Consider the following 15,878-nt stretch of genomic DNA (forward strand, 5'->3'; position numbering starts at 1 on the left):
TGATCGCTCGTGGGCAGCAGGTCGCGCACGCGTTCGACGGCGATCACCGCCTCGTACATGTGGCCGCGGCACGTGCGCACCTCCTCGACCAGGTCGTTTCCTCCTTCTCCCGGAGGGCCGAGTCTGCGGAGCTCACCGATCTGTCGCATGCTCTGGTCGAGCCGGTGCACCCCGTGGCGAACGTCCTCCAGTCGTTGCCGGACCTCCCGGACCCGGGAGCGTTCGCGTTCGTTCGCCCGTCGTTCCCGTTCCACCCTCAGAGTGTGCTCGGCGCGCCATCGTTCCACCGTCTCGGCCCGCCACGCGGCCAGGGCGGTGGCTCCCAGGGTGCTGGTCGCCGTCACCACACCGGTGATCAGCGCCACCAGAACAGTAGAGTCCAATCCTCACCCTCTCCATCGCTGTTGGAGGACGGGCCCCTCCTTGGCGACGGCGTCTCGGATCTCGTCGCGCGTGCGCCGCGCCTCGGAGACACCGCCCCCGCCCCGAAGAGCTCCCTCCAACTCGTCCAAGGCGGCCTCCGCCTGTCCCGCCAGCCACAGCACCTGGCCGATGCCGGCGCGCAGGCTGGGGTCGCCGTGCACCCGACCGGTGATGGCGGAGACCAGGGCCAGAGCGCTCGCGCGTTCCCCGCACAAGAGTCTGCTACGCGCCTCGGCGACCAACAGACGCAGCACCGCCACACCCTCACCGACGGACTCCCGGGTACGGGCCGCCGCCGTGTAGTACTCGGCCGCGGCCCGGTGCTCGCCCCGTTCGAAGGCCAGGTCCGCCAGCAGCGTGGTGAACAGGGCGTGCGTTCCGGGAGCGGGTGAGGACAGGGACCGCAGCGTCTGCGCTGCGTGTTCGGCGGCCAGGCCGGACTCCCCTCGGGTCCGCGCCCCCAGGGCCACACCCAACCGGTCCCGGTCGCCCCAGGCGCGCAGCCCGTGGGCGTAGGGCGACAGGGCCAGACCCATGAGGGGGCGGGCGAGCCGAGGATGGCGCAGGACCCAGGTGGTGCCCTCGGTGTGGGTGGTGACCAGCCGCCGGTCCTCCAGAGCGTGGACGATCCCAGGGGTCAAGGAGCCGTCGGGATCGTCGTGGGAGGGACCGGTCGGCCCGCGATCATCGGAGACCACGAGTCTGCGCAGCCAGGCCTGCGGGACGTCGGGCGGGACCAGGTGTTCGGCGGCCACCTCTTCTAAAAGCCCGGCCAGGCGTTCGGTGAGGGCGCGGTCGATCTCGGTGTCGTCGTCGGGCATCAGGGCCGTGTGGTCTTCGGTCGCCTCTTCCCACAGGGTGAGCCCCAGCAACTGCACCAGCGCCGGTTCGACCCCGTTCGTGCGGTGGTCGGGGCGACCGTCGGGGGCGCGGACGGTGCGCGCCTCCTCCACCAGACGTCCGGGTTCGACGGCACCGATCCGGGACCCCACCGTGGCCAGGCAGCCCGCCACCACGGACCGGGCGGTGTTCGGGGTGAACGGTCTCAGCGCCACCTCCGCGTGTTCGACCTCGCGTTTGTCCACGAGTCGGCGCAGTTCGTCGAGGTGGCCGTTGCGCACGGTCACCAACAGGCGCAAGTCCTCACGGGTCTCCAGGGCACCGAAGAGTTCCTCCAGGAAGTCCTTGCGCCACTGCTCGGGCGCGGGCGAACGGCGCAGGAGGAGTTCGGTCTGGTCCAGGACGGCGAACACGGGGCGGGAACGGCCGTAGCGATCGGTTCCGGTTCGGGTGCGCAGGAAGTCGATGAGCGAGGTGCCCGGTCCGTGGGTGGGGAACTCCTCGGGGCTCCACACCGCCAGTAGGGCCCGGGTGTAGGGGTTGTGGGCAGGCAGTACCGCCGTGGGAAAGCCCGGGTCGAAGCACAGGTCTCCGGTGGGCAGCACCGTGTGCCCCTGATCGGCCAGGACGGGGGCCGCACCGGCACGCACCAGAGAGGTCTTGCCGACACCGCTGTCTCCGTGCAGCACCGTGAGGCGGTGCCCGGTCCAGGCTCGCACCACCGCCTCGGTCTCCTCGTCACGGCCGAGGAAGAGCGGGCGGTCCCGGGTGAGATAGGGGCGCAGCCCGATGAAAGGACCGTGTGCGCGCCCGAGGACGGCTCGTGTCATGGAACGGCTCCCGGCCGGCGAGAACAAGGACGGTTCTGGCGCGAAACAGCGCTGTCCATAGTGCCACGAACCAGGCGCTCTTTCGAGCCCCGGAGACATTCATGTGGCCTTTTGGCTGCATCCGACCATGGAACGTGTCCGCGCTTCCCTAGAGAACTTGCCCATACGAGCGCGACATAATCATGGATGTCGATCGGGTGACGTCAGCGGGCACGGAAAGTGTCCGTGCCCGTGATCGGAATCCCGTTTTCTCATTCGGGGTCGTTGACGAACCCGGCGACCACCTCCGCGCCGGCGTCTCTCGGGTCGAGCACCGAGCGCAGGGCCTCGGCGATCACCGAACCCCCGATCCCGTCGAGGTCGCGCAGGGACAACCCGCCGACGTCGACCAGGGCGGTGCCGCCGCCGAACTCGTGTTCCGCCATGTCCTTCCCTCCGTGTCGCCGTCTTTCGACAGCCCACCGTGAAAGGACGGTGGGTACCGCCCTTTCACGTGATCATTCGAACCGGTTGCCGTAGGGAGTTCCTACCACACACCTGTCGCTGACTAACATCATCGCCTACTCTGAGTTTTCACACACGATTCCCGAGCGACTTTCATCGACACAACACAACACCAGGGCTTTTCACGGAGTGAGAAATGAGAAGCCTGGTGAGGCCTATGTGAAAACGGAGGATACCGAGTGACCACTTCCCAGGGGAGCTTTCCCGGCCAGGGCAGGAGCCGATTCCCGGAGGTGTGGGGCAGGGTTCCACCGCGCCACAAGAACTTCACCGGACGTACCGAGCAGCTCAACGAACTACGCGCGGGCCTGCTCAACCAGATGACCGCGGTCGTACCCACCCCCGAACCGGTGGTACCCCGGACCCTTCACGGGTACGGCGGCGTTGGCAAGACCCTCATGGCGGTGGAGTACGCGCACCGGTTTCGGGACGAGTACGACCTGGTGTGGTGGGTGATGGCCGACCAGCCCGGGCTGGTCCGTTCCGCCCTGGCCCACCTGGCGCCGCACCTGGAGCTGCCGGGACCCGCCGTCACCGGTGTGGAGGAGGCCGCCAACGGGGTCCTGGCGGCGCTGCGCAAGGGCGAGCCCTACTCCCGGTGGCTGATCGTCTTCGACAACGCCGACGAGCCCGAGGAACTCAACGACGTCATCCCCCAGGGTCCCGGACACGTCCTCATCACCACCCGCAACCACCGGTGGGGAGGGGTGGCCGAGACCGTGCCGGTGAACGTCTTCGCCGACCACGAGAGCGTGGAGTTCCTCAAGAAGCGCATCCCCCGGGGCATCAGCGGAGGGGAGGCCACCGAATTGGCCGAGGCCTTGGGCCACCTGCCTCTGGCCTTGGAACAGGCGGGCGCGTTGCAGTCCGAGACCGGCATGTCGGTCAGAGAGTACCTGGGGCTGTTGTCGGAACGGACCGGGCCCCTGCTCCGCGAGGGCAAGCCGCCCGAGTACCCCCAGCCCATGACCGCCGCCTGGCAGTTGTCGGTGGCCAAGCTGCAGGAGAACCTGCCCGAGGCGATGGAGCTCCTGCGCTGCTGCGCCTTCTTCGGGCCCGAACCGATCCCCCGCGACCTGTTCTTCCCCGTGGAGGACGGTACGGTGCGCCCGGAGATGGCGCAGCTGATGTCCGACCCGATCCGGCTCAGCAAGGCCATCGGCCAGTTGGGGCGGTACGCGCTGGTCCGTCTGGACAACTCCAATCGCACCGTCCAGGTGCACCGGTTGATCCAAGCGCTGGTCCGCGAGGAGCTGGATCCACAGACCCAGGAGGAGATCCGTGTCGAAGTGTGGTCGCTGATCAGCGCCGCGGCCCCCAGGAACTTCACCGACCCTTCTTCCCAGGCCCGCTACTTGGAATTGCTGTCCCACATGCGCCCGGCACGGGTCGCCGAGTCCGCCATCCCCGAGGTGCGGGAGTTCGGGCTGAACATGCTCGACTTCCTGTACACGTCGGGTAACTACGAGACGGCGAGCGACCACGCGCGAAGGTTCATCGAGAAGTGGACCGCCGACTCGGGCAACGAGGACCCGCACGTGCTGCGGGCCCAGGCCAAGTACGCCAACCGGCTGCGCGACCTCGGCCGGTTCACCGACGCCCAGGACATCAACCGGGCGATCCTGCCGTCGCTGACGCGGGTCCTGGGCGCGACCCACTCCGACACCCTGTCGGTGCTCTCCGGTCGCGGCGCCGACTACCGGGCCCGCGGGGATTTCTGGAAGGCCCGTGAACACGACGAGGAGGTGCTGCGTCAATACGAGGAGGCGTTCGGGCCCAACGACCCCGCCACCCTGCGCGCCCTGAACAACCTCGCCCTGGATCACGCGCTGACCAGTGACTTCACCGGTTCCCAGGCCAAGCACGAACGTTCCTACATGTTGTTCAAGCGGGTCGGGCCGGCGGGCGGCTCACCCGTTCTGCTCGCGTACTGGAACGCGCTGGCGCAGGCGGTGCGCCTGTCCGGGGACTACACCGAGGCCTGCGACCTGGGTGAGGACGCCCTGGCCTATGGTCGTGACCAGTTGGGGGTGGAGGATCCTCGTACCCTGCGCACCCAGGTGGACCTGGCCATCGCCCGCCGCCTGTCCGGTGAGCTGGAGGAGGCCCTCGAACTGGGCCAGGACGCACACTCCCGTTACCTGCGTCTGCACGGCATCCACCACCCCAGCACCCTGGCCGCGGCGATGTGCCTGGCCAACCTGTGGCGGATGACCGGGGAGCTGGACGGCGCGCTGGAACTGGCGGAGGACACCGACCTGCGCTACGCCCAGGCGTACGGCCACGACCACCCCTACAAGCACGGCTGCACCAGCAACGTGGCGCTGCTGTACCGGCTGTTGGGCGACCCGGAGCGGGCCAGGTCGATGAACGAGAGCGCGCTGATCGCCTTGGAGGCCCGTCTGGGCCGCGACCACCACTACACGCTGGCCGCCGCCACCAACCTGGCCGGCGACCTGGCGGGACTGGGCGAGACCGACAACGCGGTCCGCCTGGGACAGGGGACACTGCGCCGCTACCGCCGACTGGTGGGCGAGGAACACCCCAGCAGCCTGGCCTGTGCCTCCAACCTGGTGTTGGACCTGCGGGCCGAGAAGAAGTCGACGGAGGCCAAGGAACTGGCCGACCACACCTATGACTCCTACGTGCGCGGCTTGGGCCGCGAACACATCTTCACCAGCGCATGCGAGGAGAACCGCCGGTTGGTCGCCGACTTCGACCCACCCCTGCTGTGAGGCTCCCGCACACCGGCGGGATCTCGGGCTTCAGCCCGGGATCCCGTTGTGGGCGCGCCACTGTCGCAGGTGTCGACGGGCCGTGTCCCGCGCGGCCCGTTCGGCCCGGTCCGGGACCGGCTCCTCCAGCCACTCCCGCAGGGTGTAGTCGGTCAGGGCGAGGAATCGTTTGCCCTCGGTGGTGAGCCGCCCCGAGTCGGCCAGGGCGCGGGCCGCGTCGACCGTGGAGCGGCGCCAGTGCGCGAAGTCCACGTGAGCGCGGCGCGCCTCCTCCCCCTCGGTGACGTGCCGGTGCCTGCGCCAGAATCCGGCCACTCCCAAGTGGGCGTACACACCCTGTAGCAGCCCGGCGGCGGGGCGGGGGTCGGGCCGCCAAGGCGCGTAGTAGCGGCTCCCGTCCTCGGGCAGGGTGAGTTCGACCAGGTCGAGCAGGGCGGTGAGCTTGGCGTGCTGCACCTCGTGCGCGAAGGTGAGCGCGAACGGCACCGGGCCGGTGGGACGGGACAGCCCCAGGTTGCCGAAGGCGTGCCGGGCCGTGGCGCTGGTGTGGACCCTCCCACCCGGCGCGGTGATGGGGGTGAGCGTGGTGACGGTGGCCGCCGTCTCCTCGGCGATGGTCCAGTGGTGGTCCACCAGCGACTCCCAGGCCTCTTGCAGGGTGCGGCGCCACCAGTGCAGTTCCTCCGCGTCCAGACGGCGGGCCACCAGGTCGGTGCCGGGCATACGGTCCGGGTCCTGATCGTCCAGGAACAGTTCGAGTCGCCGGCCTCGGTGTTCGGCGGCGAGCCGCCGCAGGGCGTGCCATCCGGGTGCGTCCTCGTGCGGGTCCTCGGGGACCTCCACTTCGGGCCGACCCGCCACTCCGATGGTGGCCCGACCGCCGACGATCTCCACCAGCGCGGACGGCGCCTCACCGACCAGGGCCCGTCCCAGGGAGGGCAGCGGAGCGGTCGGACCGTCCAAGGGGACTTCGACGCGGGCCTCCACTCCGGCGCGCAGGGCCGCCACCGCGGCGAGCGCGGACAGCGCGCCGACGCGGGCGGGTTCGGGCCGGTGACCGGCCAGGGCCAAGGCGGTACGACGCGCCCACACCCCGACCGTGGGGGTGCGCAGTACCCGCGCGACCGGATCGGGCGCGTGTTGTTGGGCGCGGGTCAGTAGCTCGTAGGCGTCTCGGACGCGCTCGGCCTCGGGGTGTCCCGTCTCGTGGGCGACGTCCACGACGCGGCGCAGCAGGAGCAGGTGTTTGCCGTACTGCGCGGAGCGCAGGTGGGCGGTGGCGGCCTGCCCACCCGCTCCTCGGGCCAGGTCGTCGAACAGCGGGTCGGGAACCGGTCCCGGCATCTAGAGTTCCTTCCTGATCCGGGCCACATCGGCGGCCACGGTCCGGTGGATGTGGGTGATCAGGTGGTAGAGGTCGGCGCAGTAGACCGAGGGGTTGAGGAAACCGTGGCCGGAGCGGTAGCGGTGCGGGTAGAGCCCGCCCCCGCACACCTTGGCCAGCGGACAAGCGGCGCAGGTGGGGCTCAGGGCGCGAGCACCGATCTGACGGGCGGCGACCGAGGGCAGGTAGAGGGCGTCTTCGAAGGGGTGGGTGAAAGTGTGCAAGGGGGTGTGGGCGGCCCCCTCGAACGCCGACTTGAGGCTGTCGACCTGTTCGATGCTCCCGTCGGTCTCCACGACCACCAGCGCGGCCGGTGACAGCCCGATGCTCTCGGTGCGGGAGGGACTGCCCAGGAGCAGGCGGATGATCTCGTTGAACATGCGGACGTTGGTCTCGCGTTCGGGGGCGCCGTACCAGCGGTCGAACACCGCGGCCATCCAACGGCCATAGCGGGGTTCGGTGGGGGACCAACCCGGCGGCGGCTCGTCCCAGTGGCCGTGCGGCAGGAGGAAGTCGATACCGGGTGGGTCGTATCCGATCAGGTGCTCGAAGGTGGCGACCGGGTCCGATTCCAGGTCGACGGTGGTGAGCAGCCCGGCCAGCAGTTGGCCGTTGCGGGTGTTGAGGCGTTCGATGCCGGCCTGTACCTCGGCGTGGGTGCCGCGTCCGTTGGCGCGGGTTCGATGACGGTCGTGGTCCTCGCGCGCGCCGTCGATGCTGACGCCGACCCGGATCCCGAACTCCTCGAACAGGTCGAGGTAGTGCCGGTCGATGAGCACGCCGTTGGTCTGCATGCGCAAGGCGACGCGCACGTCGGGTTCACAGGCCTTGCGCAGCGACTCGGCGACGTACCGCAGGTGGTCGAGGCCCACGAGGAGGGGTTCGCCACCGTGCAGGACGATGTCGACGTGGTCACGGCCGTGGACGCGGGCGTGTTCGGCGATGCGTTCGGCGACCCGGTCGACGGTGGCCCTGGCCATGCGTCGAGGTTGGGAACGCCAGCCCTGGTCGGCCATCTCGTACATGTAGCAGTAGTCGCAGGCCAGGTTGCAGCGACTGTGGATCTTGAGGATGAACTCACGAAAGGGTGTGGGACGCCAGCCCTTGCCGAGGAGTCCGTCGACGTCCATGTCTTCGGGCCATTCGGGGAGTCTTTCCGATTTGGTACTCCTTGCCACGCCGGGGCCTCCTGGGGTGAGGGCACACGCGAAATACGACTGATCATCGCATTTACCGAAGTACGTACTCTCAAGGGGTATCCACAAACCTCACCCGCGGATAGTCCATCCGCTCCTTCCGGTAGCGACGACCTGTCCCGAAAGTCCGGTCCGTCCTAGTTCATCCTGCGACGGGGTGGTGGGAGCGCCTCGGAGCGGCCTCCCGCCGGCGAACTCTCCCCAATGGCCGATACCGGCCGGCTCAACGAAGATTGCCCAGCCCCCGAACGCGGTAGAGATCCCTTTCTCATCCCCAGTTCGATCCGGAGCTTTCGTCGTCTATTCCGGCGGCTTCTCCCACCTTCGTTACGATGGCCCGCCAACTCCGGAGGAATGGCGGACCATTCCCGACGAACCGGGACACGAGCTGGCACACCGGACCGCCGAGGTGGGTACCGATTTCCGCGTTTCCCCATGCGAGGCCCCTGCGTGCGGCTAGTCTGATGCCGTTTCGGCCACCCCCGTCACTGTCGGTGAAGACTTAATGACTGAGCGCCTTCTCCCTGCCATCTCCGCCTGTCTCGAATGGGCCCACACCGCTGAGGAGCCTCCCACGCTGCACATCGAGGCACTGGTGCTCCTGCTCAGCACCCACCAGGACGCGGGCGCCACCGAGCCCGGTGACTGGACCGTGGAGGACGTCCACGAGGTGGCGGCCCTGATCCGCCGCCGGGACAAGTTGCCCGAAGAGTTCCGCGATACCTGGCTCAGCTGGTGCGACCACCTGGTCACCGATGGCCGCCTCGTGTCGACGGAGACCCCGCGCCGGCTGCGCGCGGCGATCGAGGTGGTCGACCTGACCCGGTCCGGTCACGCGGCGCCCGATCCCGAGACACCACCGGAGATCGCCGCCCCGCTCCTGGAACGTCTGGGGTACGGGGAGGACCCGCATCCCGAGCCGCTGCGTCCCCACCTGCCCACACCCCTGGCCGATCTGGACACCCGTGCCGGGGCCTGCCCCACCCTGCATCTGGCCGCCCGGCTGACGGCGTGGATGGACCCGCAGGCGCTGCTGCGCCCGTACACCGAACACGACGCGCTGGGTGAGGACGACACCGCCGAGGCGGCCCGGATCCTGGACGTCCGCTCCGACGAGATCACGTTCCTGTTCGCCGTCGCCCGAGCCGCGGGTCTGGTACGCACCACCTATCTGCACGCCCTGCCCGGGCCGGCGGCACACGCCTGGGTCCGAGAGACTCCGGGTGCGGTCGCCGATGCCTGGGCCGATGCCCTGGCCACCATGACCGGCCTACCCGGGGCCACACCCTTCCTGCTGCTCGGCGAACTCTTCCTCACCGGGCGGGCCCTGTCGCTGGACGAACTGGTCCACGTGTGCGCCGAACCGGACCCGGAGTCGTATCTGCCCCGGGTGTTGGCCGCCCTGACCGACCTGGGAGCGGTGACGGCGACCGACGACGGTCGACACCGGATCACGGGCCTGGGCGACCACTGTGTCGCCCGCCGGTTGCGCGCCTGCGGGATCGAGGTGCCCAGGACGCCACCGGTCACGGGGCTGAGCGCCACCGAACTCTTGGAATTGGCGGCGACGACCCGACCGATCGACGTCGAACCCCTGCTGGATCGGTGGTTGGCCGGCCGAGACTCGGCCGAGGCCGCCCACGGGCTTCTCGCTGCCGGGCTGACTCCGGCCGACCCGGAGGACTTCGTTCGCGCCGTCATCGACCGTCCCTGGGCGGACACCATTTTGGAGAGAGCGAGCCAGAACCCGGGCCTCACCGAGGCCGTGCGCCGGGGCCCCGCCCCTTCGCCCGGCGCCGTCCTCGACGAACGCGTCGATGCGATGAGGTCTCCCTTCGAACCCGACGAGCCGCCTCTTGAGGTGTCCATGTTGTTCGGACAGTCGACCTACTGACCTTCATCCCTACCCCGGTGGGGAAGGCGGGTCCCGGTACACGACGTGGCCCCTGGTGCACGGCAGTGCCGCATCCGCGAAGCGGGGATACGAGCCGCTCACCAGGGCCGGCGATCCCGCCAGGGGACGGCTTGTTCCAGTTGGGCGGCCACCTCGATCAGCAGGTCCTCTCGACCGTGCGCGGCCACCAACTGCACCCCGATCGGCAACCCCTCGGGGCTCTGCGCCAAGGGCAGGCTGATCGCTGGGTTGCCCGCGACGTTGAACGGGGCGGTGAAGGGCCCGTGTCGATAGATCTCCCGTAGCCAGGAACGCACCGTGTGCTCCCCGTCGTGGTCGAGTGTGCCGTGCGGCAGTGGCGGACCGGCCACCGTCGGCGTCACCAGCAGGTCGTACTCGGCGAAGAAGCGTCCGACCGGTGCGGTGACCCGATGTTGGGCTTGAAGACACGCCACCACGTCCATGGCGCTGTGGGCCCGTGTCTCGGTCAGGATGCGGGCGGGAACCGACTCCATCCGCGCGGGGTCGACGGCCGTGGAATTCAGTGCCGCTCCGGTGGCGATCGCCGCGAGCACCGATGCCTCCACCACGTCCTCGGCGTCGAACACGGGGGCGTCCTCGCTCACCGTGTGCCCGATCCATTCCAGGACCCGGCCGGTGTCCCGGGCCGCCTCGGCCACCCTCGGGGCGACCCGCGCCGTGCCCCAGGCCGCGGTGGTCACGGCCACCCGTCGCCCGACCGGGGACGTGTTCAGCCGATCGACGTAACGTCCCGTCGATGGTGGCGCCGTGTGCTTCTCCCCCACCGGAGGGGCTCCCACCAGGTCCAGGAGCAGCGCGGTATCGCGGACGGTGCGGGTCAGACCGAACTCGCACACCAGCCCGAACCCGGCCTCCCCCACCTGGGGTCCGCAGGGCACCCGGCCCCGACTCGGTTTGAGGCCCACCACCCCGCAGGCCGCGGCGGGCACCCGGATCGACCCGCCGCCGTCGTTGCCGTGCGCGAAGGGAACCGCCCCGGCCGCCACCAGCGCCGCCGATCCACCGCTGGATCCGCCGACCCCGCGTCCGGGGTCCCACGGGTTGCGGGTGGGCCCGTACAACGCCGACTCGGTGGCGAAGCTCAGCCCCAGCTCCGGTGCGGTGCTCTGGCCCAGCGCCACCAGGCCGACCTTTCGGAAACGGGCCATCACCTCCTGGTCCACGGCGGCGGACGCGCCGCGCAGGGCCCGACTGCCCAGGGTGAAGGGCACCCCTCGGGCCACGGGTCCGCTGTCCTTGATCACGAAGGGAACCCCGGCCAAGGGCCCACCGGGGTCGTGGGACAGCGCCGGTTCGAACAACGGCCGGGTCAGGGCGTTGAGCTCGGTGTGGGCTCGGGTCAGGGACTCCCTGGCCGCGGACTCCACTTCGGCCGCTGAGACCTCTCCGGCCCGCAGCATCGCAGCCAGGGCGGTGGCGTCCAGTTCGGCGTACTCGTGTCCGGGCGCAGGTCGTTCAGCCCCTCAGGTGCCGGACGTAGACGAGGAGGTCCACGCCGGGGACCGGGGACCAGTCACGCTCGGGCAGTCGGGTGAAACCGTGCGTCTCGTACAGGCGTCGGGCACCGCTCATGATCTCCTGGGTGGACAACACCAGACGGTCGAGGCCTTCTCGTTCGGCACGTTCGATCACGGCCTTGACCAGGGTGGCGCCGACTCCGCGACGTTGCGCCTCGGGGGCGACGGCGAAGGCTCTGATCTCGGCTTCCCGCGGCCCTCGCGCCGCCTCGCAGCGTGGCCCCCAGGGTACGTACACGACCGTGCCCAGCACGGTCTCACCGTCCACGGCCGCCATGACCTCGTCGGGGGCACCCCACCCCAGTTCGCGCAAGGTGTCGGCGTAGGAGGGACTGGCGTCCAACAGGCTCTGGTCCCGGTAGGCCCGGACCCTGAGGTCTCCGATCACGGTGCGCTCGGAGGGCAGCGCGGCGCGAATCATCATTCCGACATTGAAGCAGAGTCGTTCCGGTCGCCGCCTCCATTTTTCCCTCACCCCCCTGACCTGGGAAAACAAAGTTATCCACAGGCCTTCTGCAGATTGCTCCGACTTCACCGACGATGGAGTCACGGCCATCTCGACACCCGATCCCGTGGGGCGCCATGACCATCGTCGAACCCTTCCGTTTCCGCCTGCTTCGAGGCACCATTCCGTATCTGCTCTCCCTCGTCGTCGAGGAGGGCCTACGCGCCCTGGGCGAACTCCTTCTGCCTTACCCCGAGCTCGCACCCCCACGTCCGAAGGACCCCGTGCCGGTTCCGGGGCACGTCGACATCGAGGCCTCGTCTCCTGAGGCCAAGACGCCGCGCACCGCTCTGAGCGATATGTGCGAACAGCTCGGCGAGGCCACGGCTCCGCCCACCGGTCTCCCCCGGCGTGAGACGGCCCGGGCACGATCACGGTGTGGGACGAGTGGCCCACCGGTGAGCGAAGGTGATGCGGGCGCCCCGAGGGCGATGTGGCGGCCGACCGGCACCCGTTCCAAGGTCGATTGGATCTCCGCCTCGGCGGCCGGTCCCGTGAGCGCGGCACATGTCGGATCACGGCGTCATGAGGAGAAGACCGCTCCCCCGGCGACCGAGGATGCGGGCCTCCCGTGGCGGCCGGAGAGGGGCGAGGAGGGACCACCGAGGGTCCGCCTGGTGCCGGTGGAACGGGCGGCCCTCCAGGCACGGGGTTGTCCGGGCCTGGCCGACGCCCTCCGACTGGCCTCGTGGGTGGGTTCGGGGGCTCCGCTGGTCCGCGGGAGCGGCCCCGAGCGGCTCCGCTCCGAGGACCGGAGTCGGGCAGCCTCCGACCTGGGTCTGACCCCCAAGGAGATCCCCCAGGTATTCGAGACGGCATTGCGGGCCGGGTTCGTGCACACCACCGCCTCAGAGGTCCGGCCCGAGGACGCCCTGGAGATCTGGCGTGACGATGACCGCCTCGTACGGGCCTGGGCCCGATCCCTGTCGATCCTGGCGGGACCCGATCCGGCCCCGCGCGTTCTGGACATCCTCTTCACCTCCGGCTGCGGGTGGCACCTGGAGGAGTTGGCACAAGAGCTCGGCGACGCCGAAGGGCTCCCGGCGGCGGTGCACGCCCTGATCCGGTCGGGAGCGGTGGAACCCCTCCCGGACGGACAGGTGCGCATCACCCGACTGGGCGACCACGGTATGGCCCATCGGTGGCGGGACCGGGGCGAACCGCCACTCGAACACCCGCCGACCGGCGGACTCCGAGCGCGGGAACTATTGCTGCTCCTGTGGGACTCGCGTCCGGTCGACGCCGAGAGCATGGGGGCGGAGTGGATCACCGAACGTGGTGCGCGGGAGGCGGCGAGGTCTCTCCTGGCCGCCTGTACCGACCCCGTGGACTGGCGACTGCGTGTGCACGCCTTCCGGGTGCTGCGCGGGGCGGGTCCCGAGGCCGACGAGGTCCTGGACTCCTACCGGGACCACCCGGTCCTGGGCGGCTGGGTGGCGCACGCTCGACGACGGGCGGGGCGGGTTCGTCCGGCACAGCTGGTGATGGCCGTGCTCGACACCTACGCGCTGCGAGTGGACTCGGGGATGCCCTTGCCGCAGGACACCGAACTCTGGCGCGACCCGGAGGCCGTCACGAGGCTGATGTGGGGGTCGGGGCATCCGGCCGCCGACAGTGTGCTCAGCGCGATCGCGCTGGGCGCCTTGGGACCACGTCCGGCCCGTGCCGCCCGACGCACCCCCGTGTTCTACGCCGGGTGAGGCCACCTCGACACGAAGGCCGCGCGCCGTCACCCGGTCCGGTGGCCCGATGACCTCCGGGCCGGGAGCCGCCTCGGCACACGCCCCGCGGTTCGGCGACCCGAAGTCCACACTCCGGGCCGCCGAACGGCGAACACGACGATGCGACCGGTCAGCCGCGAACCGTGCTCATGGTCGACGTGTCGGCCAGCAGTTCCGTCAGCTCCTCGAAGGCACCGGCCAGTTCCTGGACGAAGCGCTCCTGTACCTCGGCCAGGCTCCGCGGAGCGTGCAGGTGGAGGTCGATCCGCTCCGGCAACAGGATGTACCCGATGCCGATGCAGTCGGGGCCGGTCGAGCCGAACCCCCACAGGCGCACCGGCCGGCAGGGCACCGAACTGGTGGACAGGTGGTCCGAACGCATGATCCGCCAGCCGGGGCTGTTGTACAGGGCCATCGGGGACTCGGCGCCGACCGAGGCGCCGCGGTCCCTGCGGATGAGTTCGAGCGTCCACAGGTGCCGTTCGGGGCCCTCACCGACCTGGCAGCCCTTGGCCCGCGCCGAGTGTTCCCGGGCGGCGGCTCGCGCGGCGGTCTCGCGGGTGTCCACGTCCGTGCCGGGGTCCTCCATGGCCTCGACAAAGGCGACCGACTCGGGGGTGAGCACGCGCATCGTCTCGGTGCGGCCGTAGTGGTACTGGCGGCTGGAGATCGACTCGTAGGTGGCGCCCAGGTGCCCCTTGGCACGCCGGTGGGCGAGTTGGAAGGCCAACTGGATGAAGGCGTCGGGTGAGACGCCGAGCGTCTTGGCGCGGTCGCTGTTGAACTCGCGGCTGCTGAACGTGGCGTTGACGCCCTGGGCCGCGTAGTCGGAGAAGGCCGCACCGGATTCTCGGATGTCGGTGCGCAGGGCCTCGTCGAGGACGAACTCCACCGGCGCGAACCCGGGCACGCGATCGGTGTCCCGACCGATGCGTGCCGGTGTCGAGGAGCCATCGACCGCGTTGAGGAAGGAGGCCGCCGTGGTGCCGTCCAGTGTGCTGTGCTCGCAGTTGAGACCGGCCCTGCCGTCGGGGAAGACGATGAAGGAGAGGGCCTTGTCGAACCAGCGGTTCGCGCTGTCGCCGTGCAGGACCCGCTCGGCGGCGGCCCGGTCGTCGGCCGGGGTGTCCCCCTCCAGGGACAGGCACAGCAGCGCGGTCTCGACCGTGTCCAGGGCGGCGGGGTTGGCGGGGTCGATCTCGATTAGCGCACGCCTACTGCGCGCCCACTCGGTTCGGTCCTTGGTGGTCAGGTGACCGACCGACCGGCCCGGGGCGGCCCGTTCGGGTACCGCCGCGAGGAGCGCGCGCAACCCGGCGGTCAGCTCGTCGGGGGTGTAGGGGCGGCCGTCGGGGTCGATCACGTCGAAGGCGAACATGTGCCCGCGGGAGAACACGACCACGTGCCTCGCCCGTGAAGGCCCGGGGTGTTCGGGACTGTAGGGGGTACGGACGGTGTCCATCGTCTCGCCGGGGATCCGGGTCGTGCCGAAGAGGCGTTTGAGCTGTTCCATCGACTGGGGTCGCCCACGCGGTGCCTCCGGGGGCACCTCTTCGGTGTCGACGCGCCGCTTGAAGTCCACGGCGGCGGCCAACAGGTCGGCCGCGCGTTCGCACTGGTCGCCTTCGCGGTCGTCGAGCAGGAAGAAGTAGTTCACGTCGAGCGCGACCCGGCCCCGGGCGCCGAGGTACTGGCTGGGCCAGAAGTCGTCCAACCAGGACTGTGAGTCCTCACTCGCGTCGACGCGTTCCAGTTCGCTCTGTAGTGCCCAGGCGGGACTCTTCGGGCGCAGGAACTCCGCCACGGCGGTCTCCGTGGCGGTGAACTGCGCGTTGTCCAGCAAGGGTTCGCACCAGCGCAGGAACCGCTGCGCGCTGTCGCGGAGCGCGGGCAGCGGAAGTCGGGGCAGGCCGTCGTCATGGGCGAAGGTGCCCGGTCGGTGGGGGTCGGTCATGGGGGTTCTCGCTTTCGTTCTTCGACGGTGACGACCGAGTGCGCGCGGTCACTCTCGTGGGTCGTGGGGGCGGAGCCGCCTGTGCGGTCCGCCGCTGGGCCTCACGGGTGTACTCGGCGTCTCGGAGTCGTGGACGGCGCTGCGAGGCGCCTTCCAGCGTGGGTGTCACCGGTCGACCTCGGTGTTCCGGGCAGGGTGGTCGTCTCGTGTGCCCGGGCCGTCGGTCCAGGGGGCTTCGCCGTGGGCGGGGCGCCCATCGGCAGTGGGAGGTTCGGGGAGGTGTTCGGGGTGGGGCTCGGCGTGCCTCGGGTCGAGTACCGGTGGTCGACCGTT

General features: G+C 70.2%; 10 protein-coding genes. 3 read left to right on the plus strand and 7 right to left on the minus strand.

The genetic code is table 11. From position 1 onward, the window contains the following. Nucleotides 1-386: 386 nt before the first annotated feature. Both BQ8420_RS25600 and fxsA read right to left on the minus strand, forming a co-directional pair. Nucleotides 387-2,093 carry an ATP-binding protein gene (locus tag BQ8420_RS25600; RefSeq protein ID WP_087101995.1) on the minus strand — a complete coding sequence of 569 codons (1,707 nt, stop codon included), beginning with the start codon at nt 2,091-2,093 and terminating at the stop codon, nt 387-389. Nucleotides 2,094-2,344: 251 nt separating this feature from the next. Next, nucleotides 2,345-2,518: an FxSxx-COOH cyclophane-containing RiPP peptide gene (fxsA, locus tag BQ8420_RS25605; RefSeq protein WP_087101997.1), complete on the minus strand. Its 174-nt coding sequence runs from the start codon at nt 2,516-2,518 to the stop codon at nt 2,345-2,347. A gap of 258 nt (nt 2,519-2,776) precedes the next feature. Between fxsA and fxsT the strand changes: the two genes are divergently transcribed. Next, nucleotides 2,777-5,332: an FxSxx-COOH system tetratricopeptide repeat protein gene (gene fxsT, locus BQ8420_RS25610; protein WP_087101999.1), complete on the plus strand. Its 2,556-nt coding sequence runs from the start codon at nt 2,777-2,779 to the stop codon at nt 5,330-5,332. A gap of 30 nt (nt 5,333-5,362) precedes the next feature. Here fxsT and BQ8420_RS25615 read toward each other — a convergent pair whose 3' ends face one another. Together BQ8420_RS25615 and BQ8420_RS25620 are read right to left on the minus strand one after the other, a co-directional pair. After that, nucleotides 5,363-6,676: an HEXXH motif domain-containing protein gene (locus tag BQ8420_RS25615; protein ID WP_087102001.1), complete on the minus strand. Its 1,314-nt coding sequence runs from the start codon at nt 6,674-6,676 to the stop codon at nt 5,363-5,365. Next, on the minus strand, nt 6,677-7,894 hold the full coding sequence (locus BQ8420_RS25620; protein ID WP_235006490.1) for an FxsB family cyclophane-forming radical SAM/SPASM peptide maturase: 1,218 nt from the start codon (nt 7,892-7,894) through the stop codon (nt 6,677-6,679). 523 nt (nt 7,895-8,417) lie between these two features. Here BQ8420_RS25620 and BQ8420_RS25625 point away from each other — a divergent pair. Further along, complete coding sequence (locus BQ8420_RS25625; protein WP_235006491.1) at nt 8,418-9,806, plus strand: hypothetical protein; 1,389 nt, start codon at nt 8,418-8,420, stop codon at nt 9,804-9,806. A gap of 98 nt (nt 9,807-9,904) precedes the next feature. Here the strand turns inward: BQ8420_RS25625 and BQ8420_RS25630 are convergent, their stop codons facing one another. Both BQ8420_RS25630 and BQ8420_RS25635 read right to left on the minus strand, forming a co-directional pair. Then, the gene (locus tag BQ8420_RS25630) at nt 9,905-11,248 is read right to left on the minus strand and encodes an amidase (protein ID WP_087102005.1); all 1,344 of its coding nucleotides are present in this window, start codon (nt 11,246-11,248) and stop codon (nt 9,905-9,907) included. Between the two features lie 55 nt (nt 11,249-11,303). Beyond that, nucleotides 11,304-11,789 (minus strand): GNAT family N-acetyltransferase, encoded by a 486-nt coding sequence (locus BQ8420_RS25635; RefSeq protein ID WP_087102007.1) that lies wholly within the window; start codon nt 11,787-11,789, stop codon nt 11,304-11,306. A gap of 158 nt (nt 11,790-11,947) precedes the next feature. On the opposite strand from BQ8420_RS25635, the gene BQ8420_RS25640 reads away from it, so the two are divergent. Beyond that, nucleotides 11,948-13,570 carry a hypothetical protein gene (locus tag BQ8420_RS25640; RefSeq protein ID WP_087102009.1) on the plus strand — a complete coding sequence of 541 codons (1,623 nt, stop codon included), beginning with the start codon at nt 11,948-11,950 and terminating at the stop codon, nt 13,568-13,570. 151 nt (nt 13,571-13,721) lie between these two features. Here the strand turns inward: BQ8420_RS25640 and BQ8420_RS25645 are convergent, their stop codons facing one another. Continuing rightward, nucleotides 13,722-15,545, minus strand: a complete 1,824-nt coding sequence (locus tag BQ8420_RS25645; RefSeq protein WP_087102011.1) for a choline/carnitine O-acyltransferase — start codon at nt 15,543-15,545, stop codon at nt 13,722-13,724. Nucleotides 15,546-15,878 lie beyond the last annotated feature (333 nt).

The organism is Nocardiopsis sp. JB363, from assembly GCF_900143625.1.
Classification (GTDB): domain Bacteria; phylum Actinomycetota; class Actinomycetes; order Streptosporangiales; family Streptosporangiaceae; genus Nocardiopsis.

Bases quoted from the DNA above. Each gene is read 5' to 3' on its own strand.
- BQ8420_RS25600 (WP_087101995.1), bottom strand. From the start codon at position 2,093: ATGACACGAGCCGTCCTCGGGCGCGCACACGGTCCTTTCATCGGGCTG.
- fxsA (WP_087101997.1), bottom strand. From the start codon at position 2,518: ATGGCGGAACACGAGTTCGGCGGCGGCACCGCCCTGGTCGACGTCGGC.
- BQ8420_RS25615 (WP_087102001.1), bottom strand. From the start codon at position 6,676: ATGCCGGGACCGGTTCCCGACCCGCTGTTCGACGACCTGGCCCGAGGA.
- BQ8420_RS25625 (WP_235006491.1), top strand. From the start codon at position 8,418: ATGACTGAGCGCCTTCTCCCTGCCATCTCCGCCTGTCTCGAATGGGCC.
- BQ8420_RS25630 (WP_087102005.1), bottom strand. From the start codon at position 11,248: ATGCTGCGGGCCGGAGAGGTCTCAGCGGCCGAAGTGGAGTCCGCGGCC.
- BQ8420_RS25635 (WP_087102007.1), bottom strand. From the start codon at position 11,789: ATGATGATTCGCGCCGCGCTGCCCTCCGAGCGCACCGTGATCGGAGAC.
- BQ8420_RS25640 (WP_087102009.1), top strand. From the start codon at position 11,948: ATGACCATCGTCGAACCCTTCCGTTTCCGCCTGCTTCGAGGCACCATT.
- BQ8420_RS25645 (WP_087102011.1), bottom strand. From the start codon at position 15,545: ATGACCGACCCCCACCGACCGGGCACCTTCGCCCATGACGACGGCCTG.